Source organism: Verrucomicrobiia bacterium, from assembly GCA_035946615.1.
Classification (GTDB): Bacteria; Verrucomicrobiota; Verrucomicrobiia; order Limisphaerales; family UBA8199; genus DASYZB01.
This window is the reverse complement of the sequence record DASYZB010000055.1, coordinates 17257-33453: the sequence shown is the minus strand read 5'-3', so window position 1 is coordinate 33453 and position 16197 is coordinate 17257. Positions and strand designations below refer to the sequence as shown.

Genomic DNA, 16197 nt, shown 5'->3' with positions numbered 1-16197 from the left:
ACTCTACAACGGCCTGCCTGTCAGCCGCTCGTATGCGTCGAGGTATTTGGCCTGGGTGCGAGCCACAACCTGGGCGGGCAGGACCGGGCCAGGCGCTGTTTTGTTCCAATCGAGTGTTTCGAGGTAATCCCGCACGAATTGTTTATCGAAACTGGGCTGGCTCTTGCCTGTTTGGTATTGATCGGCAGGCCAGAACCGCGAGGAATCGGGCGTGAGCACTTCATCGATTAGGATGAGTTGCCCATTCAATAGACCAAACTCGAATTTCGTATCGGCAATGATGATGCCGCGCTTGCGGGCATAATCCCGGGCGGAATTATAAATCTTCAGGCTCGCTGCGCGCACCTTCTCAGCAATGTCCCCTCCCACAATCCCGGCTGCCCGCTCGAATGAGATGTTCTCGTCGTGGCCGCTCTCGGCCTTTGTAGCCGGGGTAAAAATCGGTTCAGGCAATTCAGAAGATTCCTTCAGGGCGGCGGGCAGTTTAATGCCGCACACGGTCTGATGCTCGCGGTATTCTTTCCATCCCGAGCCTGCCAGGTAGCCGCGCACGACGCATTCGATGGCCAGCGGAGCGGCTTTTTTAACCACCATGCTGCGCCGCGCCAGCTTGGACGCGAACGGCTGCAGCTCAGAGGGCAACGGATCGTTCGCATGCGAGACGAGGTGGTTGGCCTGAAACGACTCGGTCTGCCCAAACCAGAAATAGGAAATCTGCGTCAGCACCTCCCCTTTGCGCGGAATCCCATTGGGCATGATAACGTCGAAGGCCGATATCCGGTCGGAAGCGACGAATAATAAGCGGTCACCGAGATCGAAAATGTCCCGCACTTTGCCGCTCTTGAGCTTCTTAACGCCGGGCAATTCAATGTGGAGCAAGGGTTCGTTGGTCATGCGCGCAATATGCGAAAGACGCCCACGGGAGCAAAGTACGAAATGAGACCAGACGAAAAACCTTCCGCCATTCGGTCAGAATCCGAGCGTGACATCGGGGCGCGCTCATGGGACATTCTGAGGCATTATGAAATTATTCATATCGATTTGTGCCGCCGGCCTGGCCATGGGCCTGGCTCTCGGCTGGGCGGAAGACACCAACAACAAACCCGGTTCCAAGGAGGACAAAATGAAGGAAGTGGCGGTAATAAAAACGACTGAGGGGGAAATGGTCGCGGAACTTTGGCCCGATGTGGCGCCGAAGACCGTCGAAAACTTCAAAACCCTGGCCAACAAAGGCTTTTACGACGGGACCTGTTTTCACAGAGTCATCAAAGGCTTTATGATTCAGGGGGGCGACCCGCTGACCAAGGATCCTAGCCAGGAAGCCAATTGGGGTACTGGCGGGCCAGGATACAAAGTCAAAGCAGAGTTCAATGACCGCCATCATGATCGCGGAGTTCTTTCCATGGCCAGGTCCAGCGACCCGGATTCTGCAGGCAGCCAATTTTTTATCTGCCATGGCAACCCCCGTTTCCTGGACCACCAATACACCGCGTTTGGCAAATTGATTAAGGGCGACGATGTGCTTGAAAAAATCGCCACCACGCCGACCCACCCCCCCGACCGGCCCAATAAACGCATGGGTGTCGAGAGCATCCGGGTCGTCCCGTCCGATTCGGTGAAATGAGACGAATTTCATCAAGTGGCACGAATCCTATTTTGGACTTAACGGAACTGGAATCGATTCTGGTCAAGCAGGGTTGCCCGGCGCATAAGTCGGGCGAGATGGCGGGGCAACTTGACAAGCGCGCCCGGCAATTGGCGGTCCAAAAGGAGCGGTCTTACGAGGAGGCCCTGGCGCACCTGCTCGAACTCATGCGTCAGGGCTGGGCTGCCAAAGAACGAGGGCTCTGAAGCGCATCAAATCCAAATGGTGGAACCTTGGCGAAAAATCGGTTCGCGTCCGGCAGGGGATTTCCGCGTTTTCAAAGCGCGCTGGGAGCGCGCCATCTCACCGCGCACCCAACAGGAGCATGAGTTTGTCGTCCTGGATTCCGTCAATTGGGTGAATGTCATCCCCCTTACGGCCGAAGGGCACCTGGTAATGATCGAGCAGTACCGGCACGGTTCGGGCACGGTTGAACTGGAAATCCCGGGCGGTATGATTGACGCGGGAGATGCTTCGCCGGAAGAGGCCGCGGCGCGCGAACTACGGGAAGAAACCGGTTACCAGGGTGAAAACCCGCGCCGGATTGGCGAGGTCTTCCCCAACCCGGCCATTATGAGCAACCGCTGCTTCACTGTGCTGCTCGACAATTGCCGTTGCATTCACCCGGTCCAGTTCGATCATGGCGAGGATTTGGTGACGCGCCTGGTGCCCGTGGGTCAGATACCCGAACTGGTGGCGGGCGGCAAAATCCGCCATTGCCTGGTCATTGCCGGACTTTTTTATTTCGAGCTTTATCAAAAGCGCCGTGGTTGAACCGCGCGGGAAGTGAGCAGTCCAGGTCCGCGCGCCTGAAGTGCCCCCGCTAAGGGACGATGAGCGGGTCGGGAAGCGTCTTGGTGCGTGGGTGCTTTGGTGCTTGCTGCGTCCGGGACGGGCGGAGCCCCGGCATTTACGTGAAGCGCTTGGTAGCGCTCAGGGCGGCGCTACGGGTCGGGCGCGCTAACACGTTTGGTTGGCGATTGGCTGAACGGGTGGTGATGCGCTTGGGTTCGCCCACTAGCGGGCTTTCACGTTCAAGATAGGGAAGCGCCAAGAAGATGCCCCGGGTCCGCAGGGAATTAATCGTGCGTGACCCGCGCCAAATGAGCTGTGGCTTGAGATTCATTTCTTTGCTTATTAGCGCACCGTAGAGAGACCGGCAGGCGCGTCATTGGACGGAGACGTGTTTCATTGCGCAACTTTGCGGGTGACAAAAGGTCCGGCCCTGAGGGTCTGCTGGGGCAAAGGCTGCTGAGAACCATTTTCTGCCCATTAGCCACAGGTTCGCGGCGGCGGCCTGGATGGGGGACTGTGTTCAATTTGGGCGGGCCTTGGCGGCGGCTTGCCTGGCGCAGCAATTGGTTATAAGCCAGCAGATAAGCGGCAGCCATCAACTCGGGCGAATAACGAGCAGCGGTGGCGCGGGCTTTGGCAGAGAGGTAGCCGCGCCATGCAGGTCCGGCAATCAGTTCTCGCAATGTATCGGCAAGCGCTTCCGGTTCTTCAGTGGGAACGTAAATTGCCGCATCACCCCAAATCTCTCGCAAGCTGGGGATATCGCCCAGGACCAAGGCGCAGCCGGCCAAAGCGGCTTCAAGAACGGAGAGTCCGAACGGCTCATAGCGCGCTGGCAATGCATAAATGGCGGCGCGGGCAAACCAAGGGAGCAATTGCTCGCCATTCAACAGACCCAACGCATGGATATTCTCATAGCGAGTGGCAGCCCCGGCTGGATACCTCGTCTCCCCAGCCACATAGACGGGCCATGAGAGAGCAGCGGCGACAGACGCCAGGGTCGAAATGTTTTTCGCGGCGTCCCAGAGCCGGCCAGCGCTCAGGATAAGATTCTCCTTGGGACGCGGGGTGATAAAAGGAAGCGAACGCCCGTTGGGAATGACGATTCCCTTGGCGACGTTGCCGTAGTGCTCTTCAAGCATCAGCAACATGGCTGCCGAAGGGGCGACCACAAGGTCGGCGGCTTTAAGCCCGGCGAGGACTGCAAGGCGATAGCGGTTCCAACAAGCAGGCGGCGGCGAACCATGGACGGCCTGCCACCAGGAAAGGACGCACGAATGGCCCACGACAAGTTTGGGCGCGCGCCAGGATAGGGCGGCGTGGGCATAGCCGTTGAGATGAATCAGGTCGGGGCGCAGCCGTGCTTCGAGGGCGAGCAGCCATTCGCCGGCCTCGGCGACGTCATCCCAGGGCTCGGGCATCCATTCGAGTTTGTAAGCGCTTTCGAAGACCTCGACATTTGACGCACGCGCTGCCTGCTTGCGCTGGGAGCGGTTTAACGGGCGGCCCATTGTTGCCAGGGCGATTTGGATTCCATGCTGTTCGAGGGCTTGGGCCAGTTCCAAGGCATAGGTCCAGACACCGCCGACAGTGTCAGCGGTCATCAGGATGAGGCGGGATTTTGGAACCAGAGCCTTCATTGCAAATGATGTCTAAACCTATGGCGGCGGGCGGGTAAGACAACTAGGACAATACCCCGTTTTGCCGGATCAAAGCAGGGAGAGGGCTAATTAAAAATCGATATTAAAGCTGGGCTCCGCCGATTTGTTTCATCGAGCGCCCCGTCAGGACAGAGCGGTCTTCGTCGCGGCTGGAGAAGGACGGCAGGTCCTGGCCGCTTTTGAGGAGCAGCCATTGGGGCTTGGCCTCCTCGTCGCGCGAGCGCATGCGCACAAGGGTCCAATCCCCTTTGAGCTTTTTCGCTTTGTATTCTTTGAGACTCACTCACGGCGTATGGCCGGCGGCCACAACGCCGCTCTTGGACATCAACGAGAGGTAATCCACCAGGATATGCTCCGACTCTTCGAGGTCTGCGTCAACCGGGGGGGCCTTTTCCTCGTCGATGGCGCCATCCAACGGTGTGCTGGCGCTGGTGTCATCCCGGGTAATGGGAGCGGTCGAGGTGGCGGCAATGGCGGCAATGGCGGAATTGGTATTGAGTCCATGGATGGCCGGTCCTGTGGCTGAAAGGCTGGCGAGGGTGCTGTTGGTCTTGCCCAATGGCGGGGGCAAGCCGGGCAGCAACGCCTGTTTCAGGGACAATTCATAAATGGTTTCCTTCGGCTCAATGCGGGCCAAGCGCTCTTTATCGCGGGCCTTCTCCCGGGCGATGGCGTCTTCTTTTTCCTTGAGCCGGACTTTTTCGTTCAGGGAAATGGTCTTGTCGGCCTGTTGCTTTTTGAACAGGGCGATATCCTCGCGGATGTAAGAAAATTCCTTATCTTTGGCGACGCGCTCGCTGGAGCGGCGGCGCAACTCGGGCAGATAGGGTTGGACCATATTGAAATGGTCGTACTTCGCGCTGTCGATGGTGTCCCATGGGAGCGGGTTATCCAAGGCCGTTTCGCCAATGTCCTTCGACTCGTTGAAGAGCGAGGGCAGGATGATATCGGAGACGACGCCCTTCAACTGGGTGGAGGCGCCGCTGGGCCGATAGAATTTCTTGATGGTCAGTTTGAGCGCGCCGGGGTTATTGGTCAGCAGGCTGGAATTGATGCGCATGTAAGGTCGCAATGGCTGGACGCTCTGGACGGTGCCTTTGCCATGGGTGGAGCTATCCCCAACGATCAGCGCCCGGCCATAGTCCTGCAAGGCCCCCGCCAGAATCTCCGAGGCCGAGGCGCTCAAGCGGCTGGTTAGCACGATGAGCGGCCCCTCATAAAGCTCGGTTGGGTCGGTATCATCGTCCTCCTCGACATTGCCGTCGGGGTTGCGGACCTGGACGACCGGACCTTCTTTGATGAACAAGCCGGTCAAGCGGATGGCTTCCTCAAGGGAACCGCCGCCGTTGCGGCGCAGGTCGAGGATAACGCCATTGGCGTTTTCCTGCTTGAGCTTGGTGAGCAAGCGGGCCACGTCGGCAGTGGTGCTCTTGGGCTCTGTCTTGCCGCGATTATTGGAGGGATCGAAGCTGGCATAAAAAGAAGGCAGATCGATGACGCCGAGGCGCGCCTCGCCACCATGGCCGTTGGGCATCTCGATGAGCTTGGCTTTGGCTTCCTGATCTTCGAGCTTTATCTCGTCCCGCACCAGGCTGATGGTTTTAGGGGCGGCCGTTCTGGTCCCCGCAGGGAGGATAGTCAGACGCACCTCGGTTCCTTTGGGGCCCCGGATGAGCTGGACGGCTTTGTTGAGGCTCATATCGACCACATCGACGGGAGGCTGATTGCTTTGGGCGACGGCGATGATGCGGTCGTTTTCTTTGATCTTTTTGCTCTTCTCCGCTGGCCCGCCGGGCAATAAATGGTGGATGGTGCAATAGCCGTCTTCGGACATCAGCTCGGCTCCGATGCCGAACAGGCTCAGGTTCATGCCGATGGCAAAACTGTCCAACTGGGAACCGCCAAAATAATCTGAATGGGGATCATAGACATGGGCCAGGGTGGTCAGATAGACTTGGAGCACATCGTCGTGGTCCCAATCAATGAAGGTGTGCAGATTCCGGTGATACCGATGGCTCAAAGTCTCGACGATCTCCTCGGCCTCGGTTTTCTTGGGTTTATTGAGTTCGGCTGTTTTTGGAGTTGAGGAGGTTGAGGCAGCGGTGGCTTTGTCCTTAGCATCGGCCCGGCCAAGTTCTTCCTGGAGATACTCGAACCGGAGCCTTTCGCGCCAAATCTTTTTGGCGTCGTTGAGGTCTTTCGGATAAGGCTGGTCTTTGCGGTTAATGAGGATTCGTTCATCGTTATTGAAGGTGAACTTCTCAGTTTTAAGCAGCTCATCGACGTAGGCAACGCGTTGTCCGAGGCGCTCGACGAACCGGTTGAATATCTCGTCAGCGGGCCGGGCGTCGCTGTGCCCCAGAGTCAGGCGGTCGAGGTTGGTGCGGTAATGGTCGAACTCGGCCAAATCGGACTGGAGGAAATGGACATGTTGCGGGTCGAACATATCGAGGTATTTATCAAAGAACTTGGTCGAGACGGCGGTGTCGAAGGGCATGCGCAAATAGTGGTACCGTTCGAGCAAACGCGCGGTGACGTAAGAGATTTGGCCGTCCACAGGGCCTGGTTTGAGCGGATGAAAGACGGCATTAGTAGTCGCCGGGACCTCTGCTGCGACATCGGGTTTAGAGGGCTCCGACTGGGGTGCGCCCGTCTGGACGGCGTAGAGTGGCAACAACAAATTGCCACTCAATACGAGCAGCAGGATTCTGAGGGCAAAACGTTCAATCATGATTCAAAAAATGCTTAACCAAAGTGCCTAACGATAACACAGCTTGGACGGTTTGCACCTTGGAATGTTCAGAGGTTTTACCTCCAACCGCCGGAGCGCCTTTCGTCACAGGCTTACTCTGCCGGATTTGCAGGATTTGGGCAATAACGTTGTGGCGATTTTGTTGAGAAAGTCCCGGCGGGAGCGCTCCCGCGCCGGGAATTTGGACATTTAGCAGGTCCCTTTTGCCTTCCTTTGCCGGAAACTTTGTCGGAGCCTTTGCCGAGTGGTTTGGTCAAGCCGGGGACTGATTGCTCGCCCATCACAAGCTGCGCGCAGTCCAAAACATAAGTCTTTGGCCTGAACCGGACAAACTTCTGGGTTCGACAAAGAAGGCGGCCACTTTTATTTTGGGTTCATGGCAGAAACGGCGGCGCCTGAAATATTGCCGGGAAAGATCGAGGAGCAGCAGGATGAATCCAAATCCAGCCTGGAGCCTGGGTACTTGGTCATCTGCTGGAATGACCCGGTGAACTATATGGATTATGTGACTCATGTTTTTCAGAAGGTGTTTGGCTGGCAGCGGAAGAAGGCCGAGTTCCACATGCTGCAGGTCCATGAGCAGGGCAAGAGCGTGCTGGTGCGCGAGAGCCTCGAAAAGGCCGAGCATTATGTGCATCAACTCCAGCGCCACACCTTGCACGCCACTATGGAGCGCGACGAGTGAAATTCATCCGCACGGCAAAAGGCAGGTTCCTCTTCCAGCTCGGGCAGCGGGAGAGGGCGCTTTTCCTGGGATTGCTCGGGCTCTACCCGCGGGTCTTTTCGGCCCACCAACCGCTCAGCAAAAAGGGCCGAATGCCCAACATCGAGTCCAGCCAGCAACTGCTCGATGAGGCCCTGGCCGAGCAGCGGGCGGAGAACAAAAAGCTATTGGAAGCCCTGCTGGCCGATCCGAAACGATGGGCGGAGAACCAGGCCGGGTGGCGGCTGGCCATTTCCGCTTCGGAAATCGAATGGCTCCTGCAAATCCTCAATGACATCCGGGTTGGGAGCTGGGTGCTGTTGGGCTCGCCCGAAGAACCGCTGCGCGTTTTGAATGAACAGAGCGGGCCGCAGGTTTGGGCAATGGAAATGGCAGGCGCTTACCAGATGTTCTTCCTGCACGCACTGGGAGAAACGTGAGTTTAGTCATCCTCGGCAAACGGATGAGGTTCCCGGATCCGCGTGAGGCGGACGCGGAGGGCCTGGTGGCGGTTGGGGGTGATTTATCCTTGGAACGGCTGCTGCTGGCCTATCGTTCAGGCATTTTCCCCTGGACAGCCAATCCGGTGAGTTGGTGGTCGCCCGACCCGCGAGCGATTTTCGAGCTGGGAGAGTTCCATGTTTCGCGCAGCCTGGCCAGGGTTGTCCGCCAAGGCGGGTTTCGGGTTACTCGGGATAGCGCCTTTCGGCAGGTGATGGAGGGGTGCGCCGCCCCGGGGCCCGGGCGCCGGAGGACGTGGATAACGGCTGAATTTCTCGAGGCCTACACTGGCCTGCACCAGGCGGGCCATGCTCATAGCGTTGAATGCTGGCAGGGTGATGAGCTTGCGGGCGGCATTTATGGCGTGGCCGTGGGCGGCTTTTTTGCCGGAGAATCCATGTTCCACCGGGTGAGCAACGGCTCGAAAGTGGCCTTATACCACCTGGTCCGGCACCTCGAAGGCCGGGGGTTCACGCTACTTGACATCCAAATGCTGACGCCCATTACGACGCAATTAGGCGGGGTAACCATTCCGCGCGAGCAATATCTAACACGCTTGGCCCAGGCGCTGGGCAAGCCTTGCGTATTTTGAAAGTTCAGCCGCCTGGGTGGGGATGGAGAGGCTGCAAAAGCCTTATGTCAGACCGATTACGGGACAGCCAAGCGATTCGTGCCAAGACCTAGAGCTTCATTGGCTGTGCCAAAATGCCCGTTTGTAAACTGATCCACACTGCCATCTGCAAAGCAAATGTTTCCCTTTTCAAAGTGAGTTTCTTTGGTCCACCCGAGGGTCACGTTCGTAGTCAGCGTTAAGAGACGGCTGCCCGCCGTCAGACTGTTGCTGAGATTTCTGTCGCCGGACAGCAGGCTGGTATTGCTGCCCTCAACTGAATCCAAGCCCACGAAGTAACTAACATTCTTATTACCCAAATCACTGGTCCAATTGGTAGAGCAAGTCCTTGCCTTATCTTCGGGACAGACCAGAACTGCGCAAAGGGCTCTAAATACTTTGACCCGTTGCGCAACTTTTCATATTTTGACGTGTAATTAAGGACTAATGATTAGTCGGTGATCCATGGCATTCATTTCATTAAAAGAGTTTTTGTCTAAAATGGGCTTGGCCACTCCCGAGAAATTCGACGAGTGGACCAAGGCCTGGAAGGTGGCCGTTGAGAGCGGCTCACAAGAGACGTTGCTAGGGTTTATTTGCCGCGAAAGCGGGCTGGCCGAGGATGTTTTCTTGCAGAAGCTCGCCCAAGCCCTGAACTGGCCTTTCCTGGACCTGCCCAAGCTCAAGGTACCCGCCGAAGCGCGCAACCGGATTTCGACCAAGGTGGCCTTTCAATATTCTGTGCTGCCCACCCAGGTCCAGGATGGCGCCGTCCAGGTGGCGGTGAGCAATCCTTTCGATACGGCCATGCTCAACGCCGTGCGATTTGACGCGCGCGGCTCGGTGCAATTCGCGCTGGCCACTAAACCCGAGATAGAGAAGGCCTTGAAGAACTTTTACGGCGTCGGCGCCGAGACGTTGGGCGAACTCGACCAGGAAGAAGCCCCGATGGACTTGGACCTGCCGCTGGACAAGGAAATCACCGAGACCGATCAGGAAGCCAGCGTCATCAAGTTTGTCAACCAGGTAATCTGGGAGGCCTTTAAAGACCGGGCGACCGACATCCATTTCGAGCCGGCCGAAGACGAATTGCGCATCCGTTACCGGATTGACGGCATCCTGCACCAGACCCCAATGCCGCCGCAGCTCAAGCGTTTTCAGGCAGCCCTCATCTCGCGCATCAAGGTCATGTCCGGCATGAACATTTCCGAGAAGCGCCTCCCGCAGGACGGGCGCATCAACGTGCGGATTAAAGGCGAGGAAATCGACATCCGCGTTTCCACGGTGCCGACCGTCTATGGCGAGAGCGTCTCGTTGCGGTTGCTGACGCGCGGCAAAATCTTTTTGAGCCTGGACAAGCTGGGTTTTGCCCCGATTGAAGAGCAGGCGATTCGCGAAATCATCATCAAACCGCACGGGATTTTCCTGGTAACCGGGCCGACCGGCTCAGGCAAATCGACCTCGCTCTATGCGTTTTTGAGCACGATTAATTCGGTGCACAAGCGCATCATCACGATCGAGGAGCCGGTCGAGTATGAACTCAAAGGGATCAACCAGATTGCGGTGCGGCCCGAAATCGGGTTGACCTTCGCGATGGGCTTGCGGCATATCCTGCGGCAGGACCCCAACGTCATCATGGTCGGTGAGATTCGCGACCTGGAGACGGCTGAGATTGCCATCCGGGCGGCGCTGACGGGGCACTTGGTGTTCAGCACCCTGCATACAAACGATGCGCCAAGCGCCTTTACGCGTTTGATCGATATGGGCATCGAGCCATTCCTGGTGGCTTCGTCGGTTGAAGCGGTGATGGCCCAACGGCTGGTCCGCACGATTTGCGCCCATTGCAAGGAGGAGCAGAAGGTCGAACCCAACTACCTGCGCCGTATTGGTTTTCCCGAGGACGAGATTGGAACTGCGAAATTCTGGCGCGGGGCCGGGTGCGAACAATGCCGGCAGTTAGGCTACCAGGGACGAATGGGGATTTATGAATTGCTCATCCTGAGCGAGGCATTGCGTCCGCTGATTCTCAATCGCGCGCCGGCCTCGACCATCGCTCAAAAGGCCATTGAAGCCGGCATGCGCACCCTGCGGACGGATGGCTGGAACAAAGTGCGCGCCGCGCAGACAACGATCGAAGAAGTGCTGCGTGTAACTCAGATCGAAGAGCATCTCGACGCCTTGATAGAGGATACCAAAGCCGAGGTATGGGTGAAGAGTTGAGCAGCCATCGGAGTTATCGTGTAATGGAGAGTCTTCTGAATTTCTTGCAGTGGCGCCGGCTCCGCTGGTGTAAGATGACCCAGCCAACCAAAACATTTCATAATCCCGAGGGCTCGACACCAGGCGCTCTCATTAAGACCCCGCTTCAGCGGGGTGTCTGGGGCCGGCAAGTCCTTAGAAACCGTTTCAACGGTTTCTCGCACGCCGTGGAAACCGTTGAAACGGTTTCGCAAGCCTCCCGGACGTCCCTCACCCCACTAAAGCGGTGTGTTAATAGGATTCGCCAGCGGCGCCGATATGGGTGGTATAATGTGACCGGCCTGGGGCTGCGCCTGCTAATCGCCAGCCTTGCGCTGGGTCTTGCCCTACTTGGCGCGGGCGCTGCCAGTGAGATGGTGCCTTTTCCGCGCAGGATTGGGGCTATAACAAACGGCGCTGCGGCTACGGCGCATCCGGTGGTTAAGACCAACCGGGCCAAGCCCCTGCCCAGGGGCGCGGCCACCAAAACTAACGCGAACGCGAAAACAAACGCCGTTGCTGCGCCAGCCCCGCCCGGCGCGGCGCATACCAAATCCCATCTGCTGGAAATGGTTCATCGCTGGCAGAGCAACCCTTCTTTTTATCCCGCTGCGGGTATTGCCGTTTGCCTGCTGGGTCTTTTGGCTTTCCGCTTTCTGAAGCTGAAACCCAAGCCGGCGCAAGGGACGTCGGCGTTGCCCTCGAAATTCAGCGGCAAAGTCCCGAGCCGCGCGACCGCTTCGGCTATCCGCTCCTGCAACGTTCTGGAAGTCGGCCCCCAGGCGCGCCGGTTATGGCATTTTGATGCTCACGGCAGCAAGTATGTTTTGGGCCGGGAGCAGACTTGCGTCGAAGCGGAGCGGTTGCCTTCGAAAGTCGTGGCGAAGGATTGGCGAACGCTCTTTCAGCGCAAACTTAATATCGCCTGGTTGCCGCCCGAGCATGTCTTTCTGCGGGTCGTGCAGCTTCCCCGGAGCGATTTCAATGAAACCCTGTCGATGGTCGAGCTGCAGCTCGAGAAGCTCTCACCGATGCCTGTGGCGCAAATCGTCTGGAGCCTTCACGTGTTGCCTCATACCAGCGGGAACATGCAGACGGTGATCGTGTCGGTTGTGGCGCGCAACATCGTCGAGGAGTTCCTGGGCAAGCTCGAAGGCCAGGGGTACATGGCTGACCGCCTCGAGTTGCCGTTGCTGGATCAGTTGCAGACCACGGCTATTACGGAGGATGGGGCGTGGATTTATCCCGAAGCGGCTGGAGGCAAGGACAGTGCGCTGGTGGCCTGGTGGTATGGGGGCGTGCTCCAAAACCTCGATTTTCTCACGCTGCCTGCCGCCAATCGGCCAGCGGCGCTCAAAGAGCAATTGATGCAAATGACCTGGGCGGGCGAATTGGAAGGGTGGTTGACCTCGCCGCCCGGCTGGCACTTGGTCGCCGACGTTGGGGCCGCCGAGTGGGAACCGGCTTTGCGCGCCGGGCTCGAACAACCCATTGACACGCTCACGCCGATGGCCTCGATGGACCTGGCCGCGTTGACCGCCCGGCGTTCAGCCCAGGCCGAGCCGCGCGCCAATTTGCTCCCGGAAGAGTACTCTTTGCGTTACCAGCAGCAATTTGTCGATCGGCTCTGGCTGCGCGGATTATTTGTCGTGGCGGCCATTTATCTCTTATATGTGGCTGTCTTCATGGCCCGGCTCGCTTACGCCACTTACCTCACCGATGCGGTGGAATCACAGGTTGCCCTCCTGGGTCCGACTTATACCAACGCCATCCAACTGCGCGACAAGTTCAAAGTCCTTAAAGAGAGGCAGGACCTCAAGTACGCCGCCCTGGACTGCTGGAATACCACGGCGCGCCTGCTGCCGGCGGAAGTGACTCTCGACAGTCTGAATTTCAATCAAGGCAGCCGGCTCAGCCTGAGCGGCACCGCACCGGCGGGCCAAATCCGGTCTTTACTCGAATTCGAGGCCGCCATGCGCCGGGCGACGGTCGATGGCCAGCCGTTGTTCGATCCCAACCGAGGCGACAGCCTCCAGTATCGGGACCAGGGCTCGATTGCGGCCTGGAGCCTGAGATTGGAGCTTAAACGAGCGGAGGCGCAATGAACGAATATTGGAACAACTTGCGCCCATTCGAGAAGCGGGTCGTTGTCGCTGCAGGGGCGTTGCTGTTTATCGTGCTGAACTTGTTGTTCGTATTCCCGCATTTCTCGGATTTGAGCGTGATGCAGGCGCGGCACGAGGAGGCGGAGCTAAAGATAGCCAAGTTCGAGGCCGAAATCGCCCAGACCAACGCGTATATGCGCGGTATTCGGGAGCTGGCTTCCGAGGGTTCCGATGTGCCGGCTGAGGAACAAGGGTTTCAATTCGCCAACACGGTCCAAATGCAGGCCGGCCAAAGCGGGGTCCATCCCACTTCCAACTCGACCACCAAAACCACCACCAACCAGTTTTTTATTGAGAAGAGCCAAAGCATTGGCGTGCAGGCGGGGGAAGAGCAGCTAGTCAATTTCCTTTATAATCTCGGCTCCGGCAATTCCCAAATCCGCGTGCGCGACCTGAACTTGCGTCCGGATGCCCCGCGCCAGCAGTTGATGGGCAGCGTCACGTTGGTAGCCAGTTACCAGAAAACCACCACAGCAAAACCCGGCCGAACTCCCAGCGGCCCCCACACACCTGGGGCGCGTGGGCCATCGCCACCCTCCTTCTCGAGCGCTTCGGGCCGGCCGCCAAACAAACCTCCCAAAATAAAGTGAAGACTACCCTCCTCTCTCTCTGTTGCCTGGCTTTGTGCGGCCAGGTCCAGGCGCAAGAAAGCTTTTCACCGCCGCCCACGGGCGAGACGCTCAGCAACCAAACGCTCATCGAGCAGGCCTTGCTCAGAGCTCTTGACGGAAGCAACAATGGCGTAGGGGTTCAACCGGCTCAGGTGGCGCCCCCAATCCGGGTTCCGCCTGTTGTCCCCCCCGCTGCTGCGCCCTCGGCGCCAGCCATTACTCCACGCACCACCTTGCGCCCTGTGCCCACCCTCAGCAGCAACAGCATTGTAGTCCCCAACGTGCCCGCTACGGCAGCGCCCACCAACGTCGCGCCTCCGCGCGCCACGATTGCGCCCGGAGACCAGATTGTGGCCCGGCCATCTCCCCGCAGCACCAACGGCCCTCCGCAGGAAACAATCCCGGCCGGGACAATTAGTTTTCCTGCCACAGACCTGAACCAGGTCCTGGAGGTTTATGCCGAGCTGGTCGGGCGCACCGTGTTGCGTCCCACGACGCTCCCCGCTCCAACCATTACATTGCGCACGCAAACCCCTTTAACCAGGAGCGAGGCCATTGAAGCCTTTGACGCGGTGCTGGCCCTCAATGGGATTTCGATGATCAACATCGGGGACAAATTCGTCAAAGCGGTTCCGATGGCTGAGGCCGGTTCGGCTGGGGCGGCATGGAACAAACAAACGCCCGAACAATTGCCTGACATCGGCCAGTACATCACGCACGTGGTGCAGTTGAAATACGCCAAGCCCAGCGAGGTGGTGCAGGTCTTGCAGCCCTTGGCCAAGATTCCCAATGCGATTCTGCCCATCGATAGCAGCCAAATCCTGGTGCTGCGGGATTACACTGAGAACGTCAAACGGATGTTGGAAATGGTAAAAGAAATCGATGTGGCCGTGCCATCGGAATACATCTCGGAAGTCATCCCGATCAAATACGCCCTCGCTACCGATATGGCCAGCGCTCTCAACAGCATTAGTGCCGGCGGAGGCACCACGACTGTGGGCGCAAGCGCAGGGGGCCAGGCGGGCGGTGGATACCATGCCGGAATGGGGGCAGGCGGTTACGGCGGTGCAGGGGGCATGGGTGGTTATGGGGGCGTGGGTGGATATGGCGGCGTAGGTGGTTACGGCGGGGGCATGCCTGGGACCATGACCCCCTACGGCGAGGTCATTCCCATGCAAGCGGCTCCCGCCCAGCGCGCGGGTGTCGGCACCAGTTTCACTCAACGGCTGCAGAATATCATTAAGAAGGCTTCCACCGCCGGGGAAATCCAGGTGCTGGGCCAGACCAAGATCATTGCGGATCAACGCACCAATTCGTTGCTCATCTTCGCCTCGCGCGAGGACATGAAGATGATCAAAGACGTGGTTGCCAAATTGGACATCGTGCTGGCGCAGGTTTTAATCGAGGCAGTCATCATCCAAGTCTCTTTAGATGATTCAAGCAACCTCGGGGTCAGTTACCTGCAGACCTCGCCGTCGCATCCGGGCAACTATTTTAGCGGGATTGGCGCGCTGAATAATAACAATCTGCTTTCGGGCAGCAGCTTTTTGGCAAGCGGCGCCACCAACCTGGCGGGCAGCGTGCCGGGCGGCTTCAGCTATTTGGCCCACTTGGGCAACGACCTGGATGCCTCGATCACAGCGTTGGCCAGCAGCACCAAAGCAAAAATCCTGCAGCGCCCACGTATCCAGACTTCCCATGCCGTGCCGGCCACCCTGTTCATCGGGGAAGACCGGCCCTATCCTGTTTCGAGCTATTATGGGGGCGGGGCCTTCGGGGGTTATGCCTCGATCCAGCAACTCCAGATCGGGGTGACACTGGAAGTGACTCCACTGATCAATCCCGATGGCCTAGTGGTCATGGATATCCACACCAAGATCGACAGCTTCGAAGGCAATGTCACCATCCAGAACGTGGGCGACGTGCCGATCACCAGCTCGAAGGACGCTGCAGCCAAGGTGGCCGTGCGCGACCGCGATACGATCATGCTGGGCGGGTTGATTGAAACGACCAAAAACGCCAACAATTCTGGCATGCCCTTCCTGAAGGACATTCCCTTGCTGGGATATTTGTTTCGATCGTCCTCGGCGGAGGAACAGAGGACCGAACTCATCGTTCTGATACGGCCCACGGTCCTGCCGACACCGGAAGTGGCCGCCCTGACAGCCAAAGCCGAGAAGGACAAGATGCCCGCCGTGCGCCAGACCGAGAAGGAAATCCAGCTTGAAGAGGCTAAACGGTTAAAGCAGGTTAATAAGGAATTTGAACGTTCGCCCTAAACGGCACATCAAAGCCCTGGCGGACAACCCTGGCCGCTTACGATCTTGTAAACCTCAACCCAAGGCCCTCATGAAATGTCGCGGCAAATCGCGAACGGTTCGCGCATGGTCCCGCAGTCCAATTCCCCACCGAAGCAGGACGGCCCTGGACAGCGCGCCAGCGTCGTGGACTGCGCCAGGCCTCTGGCGCTCTTCTTCGGTTGGGTGGCAGGCTCCATGCCGCAATGACGCAGTTGA

General features: G+C 58.3%; 16 protein-coding genes. 11 read left to right on the top strand and 5 right to left on the bottom strand.

The window, feature by feature from the left end; genetic code table 11:
• Positions 1-3 precede the first annotated feature (3 nt).
• On the bottom strand, positions 4-894 hold the full coding sequence (locus tag VG146_09025) for a phosphoribosylaminoimidazolesuccinocarboxamide synthase (protein ID HEV2392490.1): 891 nt from the start codon (positions 892-894) through the stop codon (positions 4-6).
• Between the two features lie 229 nt (positions 895-1123).
• Here VG146_09025 and VG146_09020 point away from each other — a divergent pair, with 229 nt between their 5' ends.
• From VG146_09020 to VG146_09010, 3 genes are read left to right on the top strand one after another with little or no spacing between them, the layout of a single operon-like run.
• On the top strand, positions 1124-1624 hold the full coding sequence (locus VG146_09020; GenBank protein ID HEV2392489.1) for a peptidylprolyl isomerase: 501 nt from the start codon (positions 1124-1126) through the stop codon (positions 1622-1624).
• Entirely contained in the window at positions 1621-1851 is a 231-nt protein-coding gene (locus tag VG146_09015) for a hypothetical protein (GenBank protein ID HEV2392488.1), read from the top strand. The genes VG146_09020 and VG146_09015 overlap by 4 nt, the downstream gene beginning before the upstream one ends.
• 16 nt (positions 1852-1867) lie before the next feature.
• On the top strand, positions 1868-2419 hold the full coding sequence (locus tag VG146_09010; GenBank protein ID HEV2392487.1) for an NUDIX hydrolase: 552 nt from the start codon (positions 1868-1870) through the stop codon (positions 2417-2419).
• A gap of 305 nt (positions 2420-2724) precedes the next feature.
• On the opposite strand, the gene VG146_09005 is transcribed toward VG146_09010, so the two are convergent.
• The 3 genes from VG146_09005 to VG146_08995 form a co-directional block, all read right to left on the bottom strand.
• Positions 2725-4080: a glycosyltransferase family 4 protein gene (locus VG146_09005; protein HEV2392486.1), complete on the bottom strand. Its 1356-nt coding sequence runs from the start codon at positions 4078-4080 to the stop codon at positions 2725-2727.
• 103 nt (positions 4081-4183) lie between these two features.
• Entirely contained in the window at positions 4184-4384 is a 201-nt protein-coding gene (locus VG146_09000) for a hypothetical protein (GenBank protein HEV2392485.1), read from the bottom strand.
• Positions 4385-6832 carry a carboxy terminal-processing peptidase gene (locus VG146_08995; protein ID HEV2392484.1) on the bottom strand — a complete coding sequence of 816 codons (2448 nt, stop codon included), beginning with the start codon at positions 6830-6832 and terminating at the stop codon, positions 4385-4387.
• A 397-nt stretch (positions 6833-7229) separates the two neighbouring features.
• On the opposite strand from VG146_08995, the gene VG146_08990 reads away from it, so the two are divergent.
• Genes VG146_08990 through aat form a run of 3 tightly spaced genes read left to right on the top strand, consistent with a single transcriptional unit; the run spans position 7230 to position 8649 of the window.
• A complete protein-coding gene (locus tag VG146_08990) occupies positions 7230-7538 on the top strand; it encodes an ATP-dependent Clp protease adaptor ClpS (GenBank protein HEV2392483.1) in 309 nt (102 codons plus the stop codon).
• Complete coding sequence (locus VG146_08985; GenBank protein ID HEV2392482.1) at positions 7535-7996, top strand: hypothetical protein; 462 nt, start codon at positions 7535-7537, stop codon at positions 7994-7996. The genes VG146_08990 and VG146_08985 overlap by 4 nt, the downstream gene beginning before the upstream one ends.
• Positions 7993-8649: a leucyl/phenylalanyl-tRNA--protein transferase gene (aat, locus tag VG146_08980; GenBank protein HEV2392481.1), complete on the top strand. Its 657-nt coding sequence runs from the start codon at positions 7993-7995 to the stop codon at positions 8647-8649. Before VG146_08985 ends, aat begins: the two co-directional genes overlap by 4 nt.
• Before the next feature lie 56 nt (positions 8650-8705).
• Here aat and VG146_08975 read toward each other — a convergent pair whose 3' ends face one another.
• Positions 8706-8987 carry a hypothetical protein gene (locus VG146_08975; protein HEV2392480.1) on the bottom strand — a complete coding sequence of 94 codons (282 nt, stop codon included), beginning with the start codon at positions 8985-8987 and terminating at the stop codon, positions 8706-8708.
• Positions 8988-9168: 181 nt separating this feature from the next.
• On the opposite strand from VG146_08975, the gene VG146_08970 reads away from it, so the two are divergent.
• The 5 genes from VG146_08970 (at position 9169) to VG146_08950 (ending at position 16188) form a co-directional block, all read left to right on the top strand.
• Positions 9169-10887: an ATPase, T2SS/T4P/T4SS family gene (locus VG146_08970; protein HEV2392479.1), complete on the top strand. Its 1719-nt coding sequence runs from the start codon at positions 9169-9171 to the stop codon at positions 10885-10887.
• 23 nt (positions 10888-10910) lie between these two features.
• On the top strand, positions 10911-13010 hold the full coding sequence (locus VG146_08965) for a hypothetical protein (protein HEV2392478.1): 2100 nt from the start codon (positions 10911-10913) through the stop codon (positions 13008-13010).
• Positions 13007-13660 carry a hypothetical protein gene (locus VG146_08960; GenBank protein ID HEV2392477.1) on the top strand — a complete coding sequence of 218 codons (654 nt, stop codon included), beginning with the start codon at positions 13007-13009 and terminating at the stop codon, positions 13658-13660. The genes VG146_08965 and VG146_08960 overlap by 4 nt, the downstream gene beginning before the upstream one ends.
• Complete coding sequence (locus VG146_08955; protein ID HEV2392476.1) at positions 13657-15960, top strand: secretin N-terminal domain-containing protein; 2304 nt, start codon at positions 13657-13659, stop codon at positions 15958-15960. The genes VG146_08960 and VG146_08955 overlap by 4 nt, the downstream gene beginning before the upstream one ends.
• 75 nt (positions 15961-16035) lie before the next feature.
• Positions 16036-16188 (top strand): hypothetical protein, encoded by a 153-nt coding sequence (locus VG146_08950; GenBank protein ID HEV2392475.1) that lies wholly within the window; start codon positions 16036-16038, stop codon positions 16186-16188.
• Positions 16189-16197 lie beyond the last annotated feature (9 nt).

Bases quoted from the DNA above. Each gene is read 5' to 3' on its own strand.
- VG146_08995 (HEV2392484.1), bottom strand. From the start codon at position 6,832: ATGATTGAACGTTTTGCCCTCAGAATCCTGCTGCTCGTATTGAGTGGC.
- VG146_08965 (HEV2392478.1), top strand. From the start codon at position 10,911: ATGGAGAGTCTTCTGAATTTCTTGCAGTGGCGCCGGCTCCGCTGGTGT.
- VG146_09010 (HEV2392487.1), top strand. From the start codon at position 1,868: ATGGTGGAACCTTGGCGAAAAATCGGTTCGCGTCCGGCAGGGGATTTC.
- VG146_09025 (HEV2392490.1), bottom strand. From the start codon at position 894: ATGACCAACGAACCCTTGCTCCACATTGAATTGCCCGGCGTTAAGAAG.
- VG146_09005 (HEV2392486.1), bottom strand. From the start codon at position 4,080: ATGAAGGCTCTGGTTCCAAAATCCCGCCTCATCCTGATGACCGCTGAC.
- VG146_09015 (HEV2392488.1), top strand. From the start codon at position 1,621: ATGAGACGAATTTCATCAAGTGGCACGAATCCTATTTTGGACTTAACG.
- VG146_08950 (HEV2392475.1), top strand. From the start codon at position 16,036: ATGTCGCGGCAAATCGCGAACGGTTCGCGCATGGTCCCGCAGTCCAAT.
- VG146_08960 (HEV2392477.1), top strand. From the start codon at position 13,007: ATGAACGAATATTGGAACAACTTGCGCCCATTCGAGAAGCGGGTCGTT.
- VG146_08990 (HEV2392483.1), top strand. From the start codon at position 7,230: ATGGCAGAAACGGCGGCGCCTGAAATATTGCCGGGAAAGATCGAGGAG.
- VG146_08970 (HEV2392479.1), top strand. From the start codon at position 9,169: ATGGGCTTGGCCACTCCCGAGAAATTCGACGAGTGGACCAAGGCCTGG.
- VG146_09020 (HEV2392489.1), top strand. From the start codon at position 1,124: ATGAAGGAAGTGGCGGTAATAAAAACGACTGAGGGGGAAATGGTCGCG.